Source organism: Negadavirga shengliensis, from assembly GCF_042652345.1.
GTDB lineage: Bacteria > Bacteroidota > Bacteroidia > Cytophagales > Cyclobacteriaceae > Negadavirga > Negadavirga shengliensis.
The window spans coordinates 366,840-383,620 of record NZ_JBHSJJ010000005.1 but is presented as its reverse complement, the minus strand read 5'-3'; the positions used below and the strand labels follow the sequence as shown (position 1 = coordinate 383,620).

At 46.7% G+C, this 16,781-nt stretch carries 9 protein-coding genes and 1 tRNA gene; 6 read left to right on the top strand and 4 right to left on the bottom strand.

Annotated elements, in window-relative coordinates:
- Positions 1-139 precede the first annotated feature (139 nt).
- Both ACFPFU_RS11500 and ACFPFU_RS11495 read left to right on the top strand, forming a co-directional pair.
- The gene (locus tag ACFPFU_RS11500; protein WP_377064605.1) at positions 140-1,093 is read left to right on the top strand and encodes a glycoside hydrolase family 43 protein; all 954 of its coding nucleotides are present in this window, start codon (positions 140-142) and stop codon (positions 1,091-1,093) included.
- A 219-nt stretch (positions 1,094-1,312) separates the two neighbouring features.
- Complete coding sequence (locus ACFPFU_RS11495; RefSeq protein WP_377064603.1) at positions 1,313-2,446, top strand: hypothetical protein; 1,134 nt, start codon at positions 1,313-1,315, stop codon at positions 2,444-2,446.
- A gap of 36 nt (positions 2,447-2,482) precedes the next feature.
- Here ACFPFU_RS11495 and ACFPFU_RS11490 read toward each other — a convergent pair whose 3' ends face one another.
- From ACFPFU_RS11490 to ACFPFU_RS11480, 3 genes are all read right to left on the bottom strand, one after another.
- The gene (locus tag ACFPFU_RS11490; RefSeq protein WP_377064601.1) at positions 2,483-6,631 is read right to left on the bottom strand and encodes a hypothetical protein; all 4,149 of its coding nucleotides are present in this window, start codon (positions 6,629-6,631) and stop codon (positions 2,483-2,485) included.
- Between the two features lie 38 nt (positions 6,632-6,669).
- Complete coding sequence (locus tag ACFPFU_RS11485; RefSeq protein WP_377064600.1) at positions 6,670-11,934, bottom strand: hypothetical protein; 5,265 nt, start codon at positions 11,932-11,934, stop codon at positions 6,670-6,672.
- Positions 11,935-12,329: 395 nt separating this feature from the next.
- On the bottom strand, positions 12,330-13,265 hold the full coding sequence (locus tag ACFPFU_RS11480) for a helix-turn-helix domain-containing protein (protein WP_377064598.1): 936 nt from the start codon (positions 13,263-13,265) through the stop codon (positions 12,330-12,332).
- Positions 13,266-13,719: 454 nt separating this feature from the next.
- Here ACFPFU_RS11480 and ACFPFU_RS11475 point away from each other — a divergent pair, with 454 nt between their 5' ends.
- From ACFPFU_RS11475 to arsB, 4 genes are all read left to right on the top strand, one after another.
- Positions 13,720-14,055: an ArsR/SmtB family transcription factor gene (locus tag ACFPFU_RS11475; RefSeq protein ID WP_377064596.1), complete on the top strand. Its 336-nt coding sequence runs from the start codon at positions 13,720-13,722 to the stop codon at positions 14,053-14,055.
- 78 nt (positions 14,056-14,133) lie between these two features.
- Positions 14,134-14,625 carry a DUF6428 family protein gene (locus tag ACFPFU_RS11470; protein ID WP_465263031.1) on the top strand — a complete coding sequence of 164 codons (492 nt, stop codon included), beginning with the start codon at positions 14,134-14,136 and terminating at the stop codon, positions 14,623-14,625.
- A gap of 127 nt (positions 14,626-14,752) precedes the next feature.
- The gene (locus ACFPFU_RS11465) at positions 14,753-15,364 is read left to right on the top strand and encodes a low molecular weight phosphatase family protein (protein WP_377064592.1); all 612 of its coding nucleotides are present in this window, start codon (positions 14,753-14,755) and stop codon (positions 15,362-15,364) included.
- The gene (arsB, locus tag ACFPFU_RS11460; RefSeq protein ID WP_377064590.1) at positions 15,364-16,398 is read left to right on the top strand and encodes an ACR3 family arsenite efflux transporter; all 1,035 of its coding nucleotides are present in this window, start codon (positions 15,364-15,366) and stop codon (positions 16,396-16,398) included. The genes ACFPFU_RS11465 and arsB overlap by 1 nt, the downstream gene beginning before the upstream one ends.
- Before the next feature lie 97 nt (positions 16,399-16,495).
- Here the strand turns inward: arsB and ACFPFU_RS11455 are convergent.
- Positions 16,496-16,571 (bottom strand) — tRNA-Thr (locus ACFPFU_RS11455).
- Between the last annotated feature and the right edge of the window lie 210 nt (positions 16,572-16,781).

The window sequence follows — 16,781 nt, the reverse complement described above, 5'->3', positions numbered from 1 at the left end:
TTTAGGTGGTTCGCAGACAGCTTTTCAAGAAGGGTTTTGCACACAATATTTACCGACTAACATGCAGGAATTATCCATTTTTGATATTTTTACCTTTTTGCAGTCCTTTAGCTATAGAAAAATCATTAACTTAATCAAAATGAACTACTTGCAGCATTTCATAAAAATCATTTTAAATGTGGGAACGGCAGTTGCCTTCCTTTCGTGCAGCCCTTCCGTGGAGGAAGATGATGTATACATGTTTTCGTATTTCACGGGTAACGGTGAAAATGGACTACATTTCGCTTACTCCGGGGATGGGTACCATTGGCAGGCACTCGGAAACGGAAAACCATTTTTAACGCCTACTGCAGGAAAGGACAGACTTATGCGGGATCCCTGCGTTATCCGGGGAGGCGACGGGAAATTCCACATGGTATGGACGGTCAGCTGGAATGAAAGGGGAATAGGTTATGCCTCATCTGAAGATTTGATCAATTGGTCGGAGCAGCGGTATCTTCCTGTTATGGAACACGAGCCCAATGCCAGAAATACCTGGGCACCGGAAGTTTTCTATGATGGAGACGAGGATATTTATATGATCTATTGGTCCACGACAGTTACAGGGCTTTATCCGGAAACCCAGTCCGAGGAAGAAAACGCTTATAATCATCGGCAGTATTACGTCACCACCAGGGATTTTAAAGAATTTTCGGATACCCGGCTTTTCTATGAACCCGGTTTTAATGTTATTGACGGCACTTTAATCAAAGAAAATGGGGAATATATCCTTTTTGTGAAAGATGAAACAAGGGTCCCTCCCCAAAAGAATATCCGAGTGGCCCGGAGCAAAAACCTCACTCAGGGTTATGGCCCCGCGGGCCCTCCCATTACAGGGGACTACTGGGCAGAAGGCCCTACTGTGGCCAGAATAGGCGACCGTTGGGTGGTTTATTTTGACAAGTACATTGACCATCGCATGGGTGCAGTGGCGTCATACGATTTGGAAGACTGGAAGGACATATCGGAGGAAGTCAGCTTTCCTGAAGGCACCAGGCATGGTACCGTTTTTAAGATTACCCAGAAGGAATTTGAAAAACTCCAGGAGTACTGATCACCATGAGGGGCAAATGCCCCTTAGTTTGTTTTTAGCTAAGTCAAAACCAAATTTTATATTTGTGGCATGAAGAAAGTGGAAAAATGCCGGAAAAAACTTGTCAGAAAGGAAGGCTTTTATCATTGGGGTATTTTTCCCATAATTTTTGGATGCATTGTGCGAGGCATAACACGAAAACCCTTTTGGCCAGACTGAACCCAACGATTATATTTGGGAATGGAAAAAAAAGAGCTGCATTTGACTTTGGAAGAAAGAAAGAAAAACATTATCAAAGCAATATCAGCATGCGACAATCCCTATCTTCTGGGCCATCTGGAATATCTCCTTGAAAGGGAAGCATCCCTGGTCCCACTCTCAGGATTGGCCCGCAAATTCCCTCTTCTGCTGGAAAAGGTTCTTCCCAGAGATACGAAACTGAAAACGAATCTCCAACCCGGAAATAGCGGTCTTCTTGGCCAATACGAAAAAATCGCCACTCCCCTATTTTTCTATGTCAGTCTGTTTATGCTGATAATAATAGCGGCTATCGTCAACGCCATATCCCTTGACCATGAAGGGTTTTTCAGTCCCTTTCAGAGTCAATTGGCAAAAATTTATTGGATAGGCTGGTTTTTCTACTTAGCAGATTTTTTGGCAATCATTGTTCTTGCGAGAAAGACCAGTGAACAGTTGGCCAGCAGCGAATTTATAGCCCGGGCCCTGGTGCTGATATTCCCCCCTATCCGTCTTGCGTCAAGGCATATCCAGCAACCCGAACTGGTGTGGATTCCCTATTACCGCTGGTCTAAAGCCAATGAGGGATTGTTGAAACATATCAAAGAGAAATTTTCTATTCCGATGATCGTCATCGCCTTGTTGATCATACCGGTGTTGGTCATCGAATGGAAGTTTTACGACGAAGTTTCATCATTCCTTCAAGCCGATCTTTCATTTATTCTGGACATGGTACAGGCATTTATTTGGTTGGCGTTTGCGTTTGAATTCATACTGATGATTTCCATCAGCAATGAAAAGATCCACTATACTCAACTAAACTGGATCGATGTATTGATCATTCTGCTGCCCTTTATTTCCTTCGTCAGAACCATGCGGATCATCAAAATAGCAAGGCTGTCACAGTTGGCGAGAGGATATAAACTCAGGGCTTTGTTGATGAAAGCCCGGCAAGGGCTGATTTTTGCCAGCTTCTTTCGTCGAATCCTAAGCATCAAACCGGATTTTCAAATCAAAAAGCTGAAAAAGAAACTCGATCGCAACCAAAAAGAAAGAGAGGCTATAGAGGAGGAACTGATGACGCTTTATGCCGTACTAAATGGACACGAAAACCATATTAGTCAGGATCTGATATAAAAGGAGGCCTGAAAACATGTTTCAAGCCTCCTTTTTTTACTTCTCGCAGGTCGGACAACAAACAAACGGCACTTTGGTCAAAGGGGAGGTCCTGAGAATCCTAAAATGCCCTAGAGCTGTACTCAAAGGCCGGATGATGTCATGTGGATTGGTATCCACTGCGCTGCTTCTGGCTTCATCAAAAGTCCTCCTGTCCATCATAGCCGCACCCGCCACTCCAAACTCCGGCATGTGATCCCTGAGGTTGGTGATGTTTCCAAACACTTCTACCACCAGCACACTCAGCGGGCTGTCTTCCGGAAGACCAAAACGCACCAACTGGTCTGCAATTTCCTGACTCTCGAAGGCTGCCGTTCCCACAGGATGAATGTCTTTCATCAATGCCACCAATCCTCCCCATTTCATTTTTTCGGGAATCAGCTGGAAGCTTCCTGCCACATGTTCCGGCTGAGGCGCGGGAGAAAACGTCATCGCAGTAACGAGCTTCCTTTCTTTTGCTTTTTCATCGCTCTCGTTGACCTTAAAATCAAACCGCATCTCTTTTTCACCGATCAGGATATTTCTGTAATCCCTTCCATCTGCCTGTGTTACCTGTGCATATAGCAGGGCCCAAAGACTGGTCCTGGGAGGCTTGGCCGTCACATTTTTTCCTTTATGAACCGCCTTGGCAAAAGGCGCGCTGACATAAAGGTGATTTTCATCCCGGTTCAGGGAACATAATAAAGTAGGAGCAGGATGCTGGATACCTGTCACCCTCAAAGGCCTGCCAAATCTTCCCTGAGCAGTGGACCAAAGGTTATCCTCCCGGTCAGGCCACTGTCCGTGACCTAACCTGAACTCATAGGTAAAGAACCCGAACAATTCCGGGCTTTCGGCATGTAATCCGGGAGGTAACGGCAATATGTAATGTTTGTCACTATCGGACGCTTTCAGCATAGGCTGCATGGCTCCCAACCCGGCCATATCGTCACTTTGACCAGGCACGATTATTCTGGTAAATTCCGGGTCCAAAGCAATGGACGGTTCTTCGGGAGCCACCAGCTGGTCAAATTTATTATTGCTCAAAAGCTGATCAGGCGCATTGGCCAACACCCTGCAAAAATAAGTGTCGTCCTGATTTTCCACGGGCTCCTCAAATTCTACCCATAGGTACCGCTTTCTTGCCTCCGTACTGCTGTAGTCTTCACTTCGTTCATAAGGAGAAAAGGCAATCCCTACACTGGCAATTTTAGGGATCTGGGAAGGAGGAAGGACTGTAGGAAGCTTGATCTGGTCCAAATCGACATCCGGATGAGTTGCGTGGTGTTCCTTAAAAGAAGGCTTCAAAGTATAATCCACCCAAATCTCGTCCGGGAACCTTGGGTTCGGATCGGACTGGCTTCTTGGCAAGCCGCTCTTTGGCTCAATGGCATCAATATAGACGATCCTGGTATAGGACCGGTTGATATTCCCGAACCGGTCGGGCTGCAAAGCCTCGAAGGACACGGTATGCTTGAATTCTATATCACCCAGATTTTCGATGATGCTGGCTTCGGCATCCTCATCCCTGCGGAATTTGGTTTTTCTGTCAATAGCAAAAGCCACATCCTGAAGGGAATCCCAGGTCCAGTCCCTGTTTAGCTGATAGCTGATACAACCCAGCCAGTGGTCCTGCAGCTCGGCCCTGTTGGCAAAGGTGACACTGCATCCATCGGGCGCCAGCGAATGCCGTATCCTGCTGCTGATGCCGAATATCACCCGTTCTCCTTTCGGAGCCACCAAGGTAAGCCCTTTGGCTTTTAATCCCAATGCATCCGCAAGCCGTTTGACAATATCCGGATTCCCTTCCGTGGTCTTGGGCAAAAAGAGGGTTTTGAAGATATTGTTTCCTTTGATCAAAGGCACTTCATTGGGTTTCAAAAACAGCCCCTGCAACACAGGGATGGCTCCGAATGGACGAAGAAGTTCGCTTTCATCCTGCGTTTCCCTGTAAAACATCAGTTGCTGCACTTTGCCATATCTGCTGTCCGATTCCGGCTGCGATTCATTGATTACCCCGAAATAACTGTGCTCATTAACCTCTCCGCTACCAGCAACAGCCCGGAAACTCACCCTTACATGCCTTCCTGTGGGGAGCACGATTTCTTCCATGTCGTCCAGATCCTCTTTCTTAAGATTATCCACCAAAAATGGATTTACAGGCACGCCCAGATTCAATACAGGCACATCTATGAATTGGACGGGAATTTCCAACTCTCCATCAAAATCGGCAGGAAAAGAACGGTGGGTGGTGTACAAGGTGATGTAATTCTCCCGGCCATCCTGACTCAGAGAATTGTCCATCTCCAAGGTCCTGACTTCCACCCTTACCTCTACCTTGTTCACATCCGGATCGGGCAAACCCAAGGTAAGCTGCTTATGACTGTCAAATGAAAGGGCCTTCAGCATGGCTATTGGATCCATACCCGCCTGCTGGTATTTGTCTGTAAATACGACGGCAGGATATTCCAATAATGGTCTTTTGATCCTGACCACTGGATTCACCAGAAATTCATTCTCTTCCCCATTGACTGAATTATAATACTCTGCTTTGGAATTCAGCAAGGAGTCCGGCTTGCTTATGATCAATTTATCAGGGGCGATATACCTCCTGAACGAAACTGTAGTCTGGGGCGATGGTCCGCTATGGATAGGATCGTCCTTCACGTCCGGCCCTCCCCCGCTGATGTCCGACATTCTCACCCTGAACTGATAAGTTTTGCCGTATCTGAGCTCGGTATTTATCGGAACCGGTTCCAAGGCCTTGTTGACGGTAGCTTTTCTTGGCGTAGTTCCGTCGATATCCGCTGAATTGTCCTGATCATTCTTATAGATTTCCAGTGCGTCATCATCCCCCACGGCCAGATTTTTCCCAATCCAGTTGGCGAAATACATAGGTAACCAATAATTGCTTCCCATAAGGGTATTCACTTTGGTGGGATAAACCTGATGGGACAGCTCCACCGGTTGGGGAGGAAACATTTTCCCCAAATCAGAAGCCCCCTGGTTGACCGTTACCTGATGGAGGCTTTCCCATTCCGCATCGGGGACCTGTTCCCTCACGTCAATTTTATAGCCGATCACGCCGAGCGGAGCATCTATCCTTTCCCCGCTTCCCGGTGCTTCCGGATTTTCCGTAAGTTGCCGTATATACCAGATTAAAATCTGTTCATCATCCCAGGCAAGCCTGATCCCGGCATCTTTTTGGGGATGAAGGCCATCCTGGTGTTCTTTGAGGAGGTTGCCACTGACGGGCTGGTTGGCATGTACAATTTTCGCAAATCCGTCACTGTAAGCCAGGGATTCTTTGAAAAGCTCATCCCAAGGTGCAGGCGGAACCACTTCCGGCTGACCGTTCTTTTGGTAAAGGACCGGAAAAAGTACAGCAGAAAAAACGGGTCTCGCCACACCGGGTTCCAGCTTGGGAATCCTGGCAGCATAGCGTTTGATCAAAGGTCCGTCATTATCTTCCAGCAACAGCTCCTGCGCATCCTTCCAAGGGTCATTGGTAATATCAACGTACAGGTACCCGCCTTCCTCAAACCAGTCTTCTTCTACTTCCACCTCTGCTTCATAAATCATCCCACAGGCCTTGGCCAATAAAGGCTGCCGCAAGATATGGGCAAATACCTTTCCCCAACTGAGGCTGTCTTTTGGAACATAATTGAGAATGGGTTCTACTTTGTCCCTTAAAGCACATTCATAGCTATCATCCGTTACCGCGTTTTCATGCCGGGGCTGGGTAAAATTAAAGCTGTTCCGGTAAGAAAAAGGCAGGTACTTTTTGACGCTTTTATTAAGGGGAAGCGGGGCGGGGATTTTATCATTGGTATCTGAAATAGGTATAGGAGAAAATGATTTTGCAACGGCTTCAATCGTATCCGATTTTTGTGGGACCGCGGAGACCGTAATACTTTGTATTTTCGGGATTCTTCCGGGAGCAGTGGCATTGCTCAACGGAAAGTCATCCAGACCGCTGACCACCCCTATCTGGAACTCCGGCTGAAGGGAGGCAAATCCCGGCACATCTGCGGGATCAGGTTTGCCGGTAGGAAAGGGTACAAAGGGATCTGCATTTCTGGGTATGACAACGATATTGAAGATCAGCTTCTCCCCATCGAATCTTTGGGGAAAAACCATAAGGGTCAATGCTCTTCTTGGTTCCATAATGTTAATTTTTTAAAAAGATGAAAAATAGATCTGTCTTAAGCGATTTGCCTGGATTCCTGCCAGGTCTCTTCGAAGCTGATGTTAATCACAAGGAAAATACTGATATCCAGTCCGAAGGTAACGGAAGCAGTGCATTCGGTCTTATTCCCTATACGCTTTACGCCTCCGCTGGCCTCAATGTAGATGGTCACCGTAACAAGGCCGCCCGCAATGCTGGCCCTTCCTTTAAACAGCATAAATGCCTTGATTTCGATCATCTGGGCACTGGCATACATCTCCGCTCCCACCATAAAGGTGACACTGACACTCCCAATTACGGGCAACCCGGCGGTGATATTGGCCCCAAAGCCAAATTTCATTTCAAGACTTGGCCCTATTTTAGTGTCACAGGCAACTTTGAGCGCGACTGCTCCAATCGCGTAGATGGTAGCGCCTCCTACTGTGGCGCACATGACTTCCAGGCCGCCTTTGAACTGGATAAACCCTCCGGCTGTGGGAAGCAGCTGTTTGGGATCCGTGGTGACTTTTAATGCCGCATTGAAATACACGCCCAATGCCAGAGAGGCCTCCAGCCGCAAGGGCGTCTGCGGATTATTATAGAGTTCAGCAGTGGGTGGAAAACGGACGAGAGGAATTTCCTTGGTGGCCTCGAATTTGTATTCCCAGATCTCCCCGGCATTGCCCATGGCTATTTTCAGCCCCTTTCTCATCACGTCGCCATAATCACCGGTGCTGAGGGAAGCCAGGAGCTGCAGGATTTCGATAACCGGCTTCAATTCATCACTGAATTCCACCTCGGGAACAGGAAGCCCTCCAAAAGGACTGCTGTTACCGGCCGTATCTCCTTCAAAACCGGATTCTTTTCCCTTTTGGGCATCAAAGTTTCCTTTGATGGTCATCAGTCTCTTGAACGAACCCAGGTCCACTACCATCCCCACATTGTTCATGCGGCTTTTCCAGGTTTTGGACAGATCATTGCTGAACGACTTGACATCGAAATTAAGTTTGCCGTCCACATAATTGCCTCCGCCTTGTCCTTTGCTTTTGGTCTTGTATTCGATATAAATCCTTAAGGAGTCCATATTCACCAAGTCCACTTCCAGATCAGGCACATCAAAGGCAATCGCCTTGTTCAGAGCATTGTTGGCCTCGCCGGCCAGCAATTGAAACCCTTGTTCCACCACTGCCTGTCCCTGCTTCTGGGCATCAATCTGCATCAGTTCAAGGACTTTTTTACCGGCATCCAGCATATTGCTTTCCTGAAAAGCTTTTTCCTTAATACCATTTTCATCCACCCCTTCAAACAGGACCGAACCGGATCCGAAATTATCTATGGCATTGCCTACATTCGGGAAGATCCCATTACCGGTCATTAACTTATAGGCATCAGCAAAAATGGGCGGTGTTTTGCTGAGTAATTTCTGCGTATTAACCTTGTAGCTTGGCGTCAGGAAAAGTGCTTTTTGGGTGGCGGTACTCTGTAAGAAACCGTAATTGAGGGTCTCATTTAAGGGAGTCCTTAAGATCTCTGTGGGATTAGCTACCCTGACCAGCTTATTGTTGACGTTCACCGGATCTATCACCACCTCGGGTTTCCACTTTCCTTCACGAATCAGTGGAACAGGAAGGTGGGCAGGCAAAGGAGTGACTTCCCCGCTCCCTACATTGTGCTGCACCATGGACCAGCTCCCCTCTTTGGGGAGCAGCACACTGCCCCGGGCAGATACCACAAATATCGGTTTTGATGTGTCGTTGTCAGCGCCCACAGAAGCAGTGATGTCAAACCTGCTGATCCGCATCTGGTGACCGCTTTTATTGATATCCGCCACACAATCTATATCCCCTCCGATGATGCCGCCTTGCAGACCCAGGAGCATTTGAAACTGCTGGGGTGAAAGCGGCAGCCCTGCAGGTGCCAGTTGGACATATCCGAGAACTTTTTTCGCCGGAATTTTTCCGTTTTTGTGGCCCTGGACCACATTCTCAATGGCCACATCTGCATCGAACCATACGGGAACACAGTTTACAGCTTGCTTCTTCGGCTGAGCGCCGCCATGTTGGACTTCATCACCAAATTCGTTAATGAAATAATCACCCTGGTTATAAACATTCTCTGCAGTGAATTCCGGCAGGGTTCCATCTTCCCGGATATTCTTGACATTGAACAATCCTTTTATTATGCCGGGATGAAGCTCATAGGGATTGACTTCTACTCTCTGTCCGTTTTTATTGTTGAACTTGTACCTGAAATCGAAAAGCCCATCGGATTCAGGCTGCCATCCACTGTCGGTTCTGAAAACATAGCCGCTGCTGACCCTGAAGAGCGTGATGGTACGTACCACCCGTATACCCCATGGATATACGAGGCTTTTCACCTGAATGACTTCATGGGCGGTTCTTCCCAGCATGACATCGAATCTTGCCTGGCTGGTTTCCGCGATAGCGGCCGAAGGGCTCAGCCAGTTGCTGAAAATACTGGCCCCGTATCCGGTAAAATCCGCCCTGGAGACAGGCACACCCCTTTCTTTGAGGACGCCGGGAGCGGCAGGATCCATGAAAAATTCCCCATTGAATATCTTGGTCACACTCTGTCCCAACGTGCTGGCGCCCTTTGCCACCCCGGACAGATCAAGCACATTGTTCAGTTGCACCGTAAAACCTGCAAACATGGGCAGGTCATTTAAATGGGACTCCCCTGCCGGTTTCTTGCCATAGTCACCTGCCAAGGCAGAAATCTGGATCCCTCCCTTGGTTCCATCGGGAAACGAGGGGGATATACCGGTCAACTTGGGTTTTATTGTTTCCCTGGGTTCATTATGGGTCAGTTTGGCTACCGCTTTCAGCCCAAAAGGCAAGGTGAATTGTAGTGTCACATTGTTGTTTTTATCCGCATACTCCTGCAGAATAAATTGGGTAAGCGGAATAGGCGCCAATACGACCGGTTTGTTGCTGCTGTTGATAAACCGGGTCGGGCCGCCGTCATTGGGATAATAGTTAAACGAAAAATCAGGATCACCAGGCATCCCCGGAGCAGGGGGTGTCAGGTTAAACACCGGTTCCCAGGCAATCTGGGGCATGGTAAACAAACGGGTCATCGTCCCGGGTAAAAACACCTGCATGCCCTGTATCATCAATCCGGCATTGTTGACGGATGTGATACTTGCCGAACCTTCCGTATGATGCGTAGCCACGCCTGTCACTACCCTTTGCTCCCGGCCTATGCCTATACTGATTCCCAATTGATTGGCATTGCTACTCACATCCAGCAGGGCAAAATAATCCAGCAGATTTTGTCTCATTGTCTCCTCATACTGGGACTCATAATTGGGAAGTCCCTCGTTGAAAGCGGAGGCGGAGGCATGGCTTACCGTTTCACGAACTGTTCCGGAGCTGAGGTGGTTGGCCGCGACAGTTTCCACAAGTGGCTGAGCAGCTGCGCCCGACGCGCCGGCGGTCGCGGATTGAAAATGATCCCCATAGTGAAAACTGACCGTAACGGTGTCTTCCTGGTCATCCACGCTTTCCTGCTTAACGTGACAAACCAACCAGCTCCTGATCCCATCCCACCCTTTTCTGTCACTGCCCATATGTTCCCTCAGCCACCCGAAATTGGCCACATAGGGATCCGGCAAGGTGGGCATATAGGAAAGCAGTCCGAAAACGAAAAAAGTATGGCTTTCGGTTATCCTGGTCCAATCCTCATTGCATTTGCCGAATAGAAGACAGCCATTGACAGGAGAAACGGAAAAAAGCGCATTTTCAAGTGCCAGAGCAATGGACTTGAACTGGGGTACATTATCAAACGGAAGCTTGTTGTCCCAAAGTATGTTGTCATCGTAAAGATAAAAGAGGTTGTTCTTTTCCGAGGCCATCATGAGCAACGCGCTGTGCTTGGTTCTGACCGCTACGGGAAGCCCATTGGCCTGTACAGGGCGATCTGTCTTTACATCAGCATGGGCTTCTGTCATGATCATTTCCGTTCCCTCTGCCAGGCTGTTGTAAAGAAAGGGTGTGTTATTTTGATAATCCAGGGAAACAGAAGTACCATACGGATTAAGGCCGTCTTTCCAATGACCTATTTCCTGATAAGCTCCCAACCAATCAGAGGACAGATCCGTAATGCTTACCCTTCCAAATTCAGCCATGATAAATGCCTCATTCAAATGGCCGGTTTTTCCCTCTTGCCCCTGCCAACTGGCTTTGAGGCCTTTTTCGGTCAATATAGCCAAGGCTCCCGGCCCGGCCGCCTCCAACGGCTGCTGGATATCCAACAGGGCTGCCGGAATGGCCCACCAGGGCTCCTGGATCGGAGCCTCTCCCTCAATATTAAGATAGGGGCTTTGGCAATCCTTAATTCCGATGACAGATTGATCACCTTGGTAAGGGATCATTACCCTGTTCAGCTTGTCGTTGAAAAAGGGAGCGCCGGATCTGTTGTGCTGAAAACCTGTGGGTTGCCCATATAAATTCCATTCCGCATCACCTGCAGCCGTGATTTGTCCTAATGCTGAGCCGGTAAAGGAAAATTCAAGGAACTTTGGGAACTGGAGTTTCAGATCAGCAGCATCTTTCCCAAATCCACCTTCCCCTACCTGTACATTGGGTGGCGTAGTGTTGACATCCAACTTTACCGAGACCTTGGTATTTCCGGAAATAAACAATTTGCCTAATTTTTCCACGGGCTTTGCGGAAAGTGAGATTTTTCCACCATTGACCGCCAATCCGAAATACCTGTCATGAGGTGCGTTGGGTGCAAGGACATCTGCCCTCACCCAAATGCTTCCTTTTACAAGATTGTACTCATTTTCAGCACCACCCGCAGTGACCGTAAAAAGCAGTGCCGGATTGGCTTTCCCCGGCTGGTAGATTGACAGCATTTTTTGTACTGCAAAGAAGTCCAAAAATACCCTTCTGCCGTCTGTCCTTTCAAAGGGCCCGGATGTGATGGCGGGTTTTGATCCGGCAGCCCAAAGAGGTACACTGGCGGGTAATTGGGTGGTTCTCACGGGAACTTCCCTGATGAAAACCTTCATGTCCGAAGCCTTTCGCTCTTTGACTGCAGCCTTGGTTGCTTCCTCGATGGTTTTGAGTTTTTGCGGATTCACCCTTTCCCGGTGAAACAAGTCGGTTTTGTCAATGGTAAATGATTGGTTTTGGATCTGCGTTGGATCCTGTCTCAGTAGGGTCGCTGCCATTAAAGGCAAAGAAGCTTCCCATTCCTTTTTTTGCTGTACTGTACCGGCATCCAGATTTCCAAAAAGAGAGGATAACAATGCCTGAACCTCATCCAGTTCTTTCATGGTTTGAAAAGATTAAGTTTAAAGTCAACTGATCTATTGTTATTAATTATGAATAAAAAATCTTCCGCCTTTGAGATAACTTGTACCTGCATGCTTCACGCTATCGGCAAAACCGGGGACAATCGTTGCTTCAAACGGTGGAAAATATAGCATCCATCAACAAATAATTCCATTTGTTTGTATCTGCCTTATTGCTGCTGCCGGCTTACGGGTTTTAGCAAATAAGGATAAAATGCATTCACATCCTTCTCACATACTATTGGGTATGGATCGCGGAAAAAACCGACTCAAAAAGTGACAGAAGTGGAAATGCTTCTTTATTTAATATCTTATTTTCACGACAAAGGAACACAAACTGAAAAATCAACTTTCCAAAATACTTGAAATTCAAAAAATTAGGACGATTTTTTATACTTCTTCTCGTATTCGCTCGGGGTAATACCCGTATGTTTCTTAAAAGCTGAATAAAATGATGATTTCGAATGGAATCCCGCCTCATAACCGATTCCTTCCATGGTATAGCCGGAATAGTCCGAATGGGTTATGCAACGCATCGCTTCCTCAACCCGCAGTTTATTAACCACGTCGGAAAAATTACTGTCACATAATTTATTGATCAATTGAGAAAGGTAATTGGCACTGATATTAAGCTGTCCGGCAACGGTGGAGAGGCTCAGACTTTCGTTCTTGTATATTTTTTCATCTTCCAGAAGCTGGCAGAACTGTTTGAAATAGGCATTGTCATTGGTAAAACTGTTCTTATTGTTTTGTATAACATGGGACAGTTTTTTAACCGTGAGTTGAGCTATCAATTCGAATAAGTACAAATGAGAAGTATCATAGAAAAATTTCTCCGAATGCTCCGAATCAATAATACCTATTACTTTTTCATCGAGCAATAACGGAACCGTCAGTTCCGATCCCCTTTGCAGATCATCAAGAATATAGCGGCTATCCACGGATACATCGTCTATGATTTCCGCCTGCCCGGTCATCGCCACGTACCCCACTATTCCCTTTCCAAGGGGAATGGTTATTGGACTCAGAATCTTCCTCTCACCCTGACTTTTATTCCCATAAGCCGCTTTTTGAATCAAAAGCTTTTTTCGTTCATCCAAAAGATAAATTACACAATCCTCTAAACCCAGTTCGGCTATACAGTTTTCGGCGATATCCCATAGGACATCATCTATTTTATTTTTATCAAATAAAGAAGTCGCAAAATAACTCAATATGGAAATAGCTTGGCTCTGACAATCCATTATATCCACCAGCTCACTCGAGGAAAATATTCTATTTAAGCCAAGGATTCTGTAATCTGTAGGTTGCATGTAAGACACGATAAAAAGATTCCGTAAAAGCCAGCTCCGAAACCTTATAAACTTAATTAGTTATCTATGGATTCTCAAGCTAAAATAATTTTTTTATTTATTTATTTTTAGAAACTGAAATTTTAGACCATGGTATGTTCATATACAAAGTATAACTATTAAAATAGGGGCATATAGTCCATTGAAATGTCCTAATTGGAGTAAATAACAGAAGGTTTAGATTCAAGTATGCTACTGCATAGGATCAAAAAAATACTACGTGATTTTTCACTTTTCTTCTGTTACGCTTCCTGCATGGTATATTTTTTCCCTATCCCGCGTCCAAAGCTTGCGATTGTCTTTTTCCAAACGGACCAACAGGTCCGCCATCGGAAATTCAGGTCCATCATAAAATTTATGTGATGGGTTGCATGGCTGGATAATTCATCGTAATATTGCAATAAATAAATAAAACATGGGCGTTACCAAATCCGATCTCTTTACAAAAGCGCAAAACGAACTCGCGAAAACCGCCAAAGTATTTGCCCATCCGGCGAGGGTGGCCATCATTGAGTACCTGATCCAATCCAATACCTGCATCAACGGGGATTTGGTCCAGGAACTCGGTCTGGCGCAGGCCACCATCAGCCAGCACCTCCGCGAACTCAAGGAAGCCGGGCTGATCAAGGGCACCATAGAAGGCGTCAGCATCTGTTATTGCATAGATGAAGGCCGCTGGAATGAAATCAGAAATCTATTTGACCGGTTGTTCGGCAGCTTTCCGCTAACTGACGGAGGAAAATGCTGTTAACAGCGGTTCAGAAAACAGTTTGCAACCAAAATTATCTTACCATGAAAACACAGGCATTTATCGACTTGCTCAAAAAACATCCTGAGAAACACCTATTATTTTGAATATCGTCCCGGTGTATTCGTCCGGCCAGACTACCATATCACGGAAATTAAAAATGTCCATTATGACACGGTGGATTGTGGCGGGGCCCGCAATGAATGGGAAGAGGTGCATGTGCAGCTTTGGGAAAGCCAAAGCCCTGAACCCAACCATCAAGTGAATACCACTAAGGCACTGAAAATATTTGAGGCTGTAGGCAAGTCAAGGCCTACACACGAAGACGCGGAAGTCAAATTTGAATACGGCAATGGACTTTTTCATACCGCTGTACTTCCTGTTCAGAACATCGTTGTGGATGATTCCAATCTGGTGGTCAAACTGATGGCGGAACAGACTACCTGCAAGGCCAAAGACAGGGCTGCGACACCGGGTGAAAAGGCTGCGGCCTGCTGTGGCACTTCCGTCCCCTCTCTGGGTGTTAGATCGACGGAAACCTCAGTCCGCACCGCCGCCTCGGGATGCTGTTAGACCCGATTTTCATCCCCTCCTCACAAAGGAGGGGATTCTCAGACTGAATACGGGCTTCGTGCCCAATATCTTTTCTTATTCCGAACAAATCACCTAAATCCTATTCTACAGAAAACCTGCATATGCCATGTCAGTCTATCCCCAATTAAAAACCACCATAGAAAGGGCCAAGTCCCTTCCGGTACCCAAAGAAAGAAAAGCCGCACTGGAGGAGCTGATCATTTATATCCGGAAGAAAATAGATCAAGGCAAAACCGTAAACCTGAATTTTATCTGTACCCATAATTCCAGAAGAAGCCAGTTCTCACAGATTTGGGCGCAGACTGCAGCGGATTGTTACGGTGTGGAAACTTCCTGTTTTTCCGGAGGGGTGGAGGTAACTGCCTTCAATGAGCGGGCCGTGGCATCTATCAAAAGGGCCGGTTTCAGGGTCACCCAAAATGGGCGACATAACCCCAAATACCATGTATTCCATTCCGATGATGCGGCCCCTATTACCGCTTTTTCAAAGGTTTTTGATGATCAGGCCAATGCTCTCTCTCAATTTGCAGCCGTGATGACTTGTTCGCATGCCGACGAAAATTGCCCTTTCATCCCAGGTGCCGAAGCCAGGATTCCCATCAGGTACGAAGACCCAAAAATCTTCGACGGCACACCGGAAGAAGAAGCCAGGTACGATGAGCGAAGCCTGCAGATCGCTTCTGAAATGTTCTATGTTTTTTCAAGAATCCATTCCTGATGACAAAAGGTAATGTAAAAGAAATAGGTTTTTTTGAAAAATATTTGACATTGTGGGTTGCTCTCTGTATAACGGGAGGTATTTTGATAGGCCATCTCGTCGGAGAGGACATTTCATTCTTGAGTGAACTGGAAGTATATAATGTGAACCTTCCGGTGGCCATCCTTATCTGGCTGATGATCTACCCTATGATGTTGCAGGTTGATTTTTCCAGCATCAAAGAAGTGGGCCGAGCCCCTAAAGGTCTGGTATTGACCTTGGTGATCAATTGGCTGATCAAACCCTTCACCATGGCTTTCTTTGCCTGGATATTTTTTGACAAGCTGTATTCTGCCTATATCAGTCCAGACCTGGCCGGAGAATACATTGCAGGAGCCATTTTGTTAGGCGCTGCTCCTTGTACGGCCATGGTATTTGTGTGGTCATACCTGACAGATGGGGACCCCAATTATACATTGGTACAGGTGTCTGTCAATGACCTGATCATCCTGGTGGCATTTGTACCCATTGTGGGTTTTCTCTTGGGCATCACCCACGTAAGCATCCCCTATGAAACATTGGTCGCCAGTGTATTGATATTTGTGGTTATCCCGTTACTTGCCGGGGCTGTCACTAACAAAATCCTTGTCCGGAACAAGGGAGAAGCCTGGTTTAAAACTGAATTCCTGCCGCGCTTCAAACCCGTAAGCATTATGGCACTGCTGCTTACCCTGATCCTTCTATTTGCTTTTCAAGGACCTAATATCCTCAATAACCCCTTGATCATTCTTCTTATCGCTATACCGCTGACCCTACAGACCTATTTTATCTTTTTTCTCGCTTGGTTTGGAGGCAGGAAACTGAATCTGCCCCATGCAATATGTTCGCCGGCGTCCATGATCGGTGCAAGTAATTTCTTCGAGCTTGCGGTAGCTGTGGCCATTGCTTTGTTTGGATTGGAAAGTCCCGCGGCTCTGGTCACGGTTGTTGGCGTGCTCGTAGAGGTTCCGGTAATGCTTTCATTGGTCCGCTTGTCCAACAAATGGAAATATTAGACTATAAAATCAAACAGTTAGGATTTTGATTGGTCCCTGCTCTCAGGCACTCATGGGCGTAGGATCTACGGCTGGCTTATAATGGCTGGGGAAGTCATGGAGCCTCCTACAGGACTTGAACCTGCGACCTACGCATTACGAATGCGTTGCTCTACCAACTGAGCTAAGGAGGCGTGATTTTTACCAAATTTAAATCAGATTTTGATTTATACAAACCGTTTTATGTCACTTCAATATGGTCCTTGGGATCAGTGGGTCCAGCTGTTCTGGTTGGACCTGTTTCTGGAACCTGTAAAAATCATAGGCACGATTGCTTTGACAAAGCAATGCTGTGCAAATTGAAACAAAAAAACCGGCAACATCAATTGCTGCCGGTTGAATAT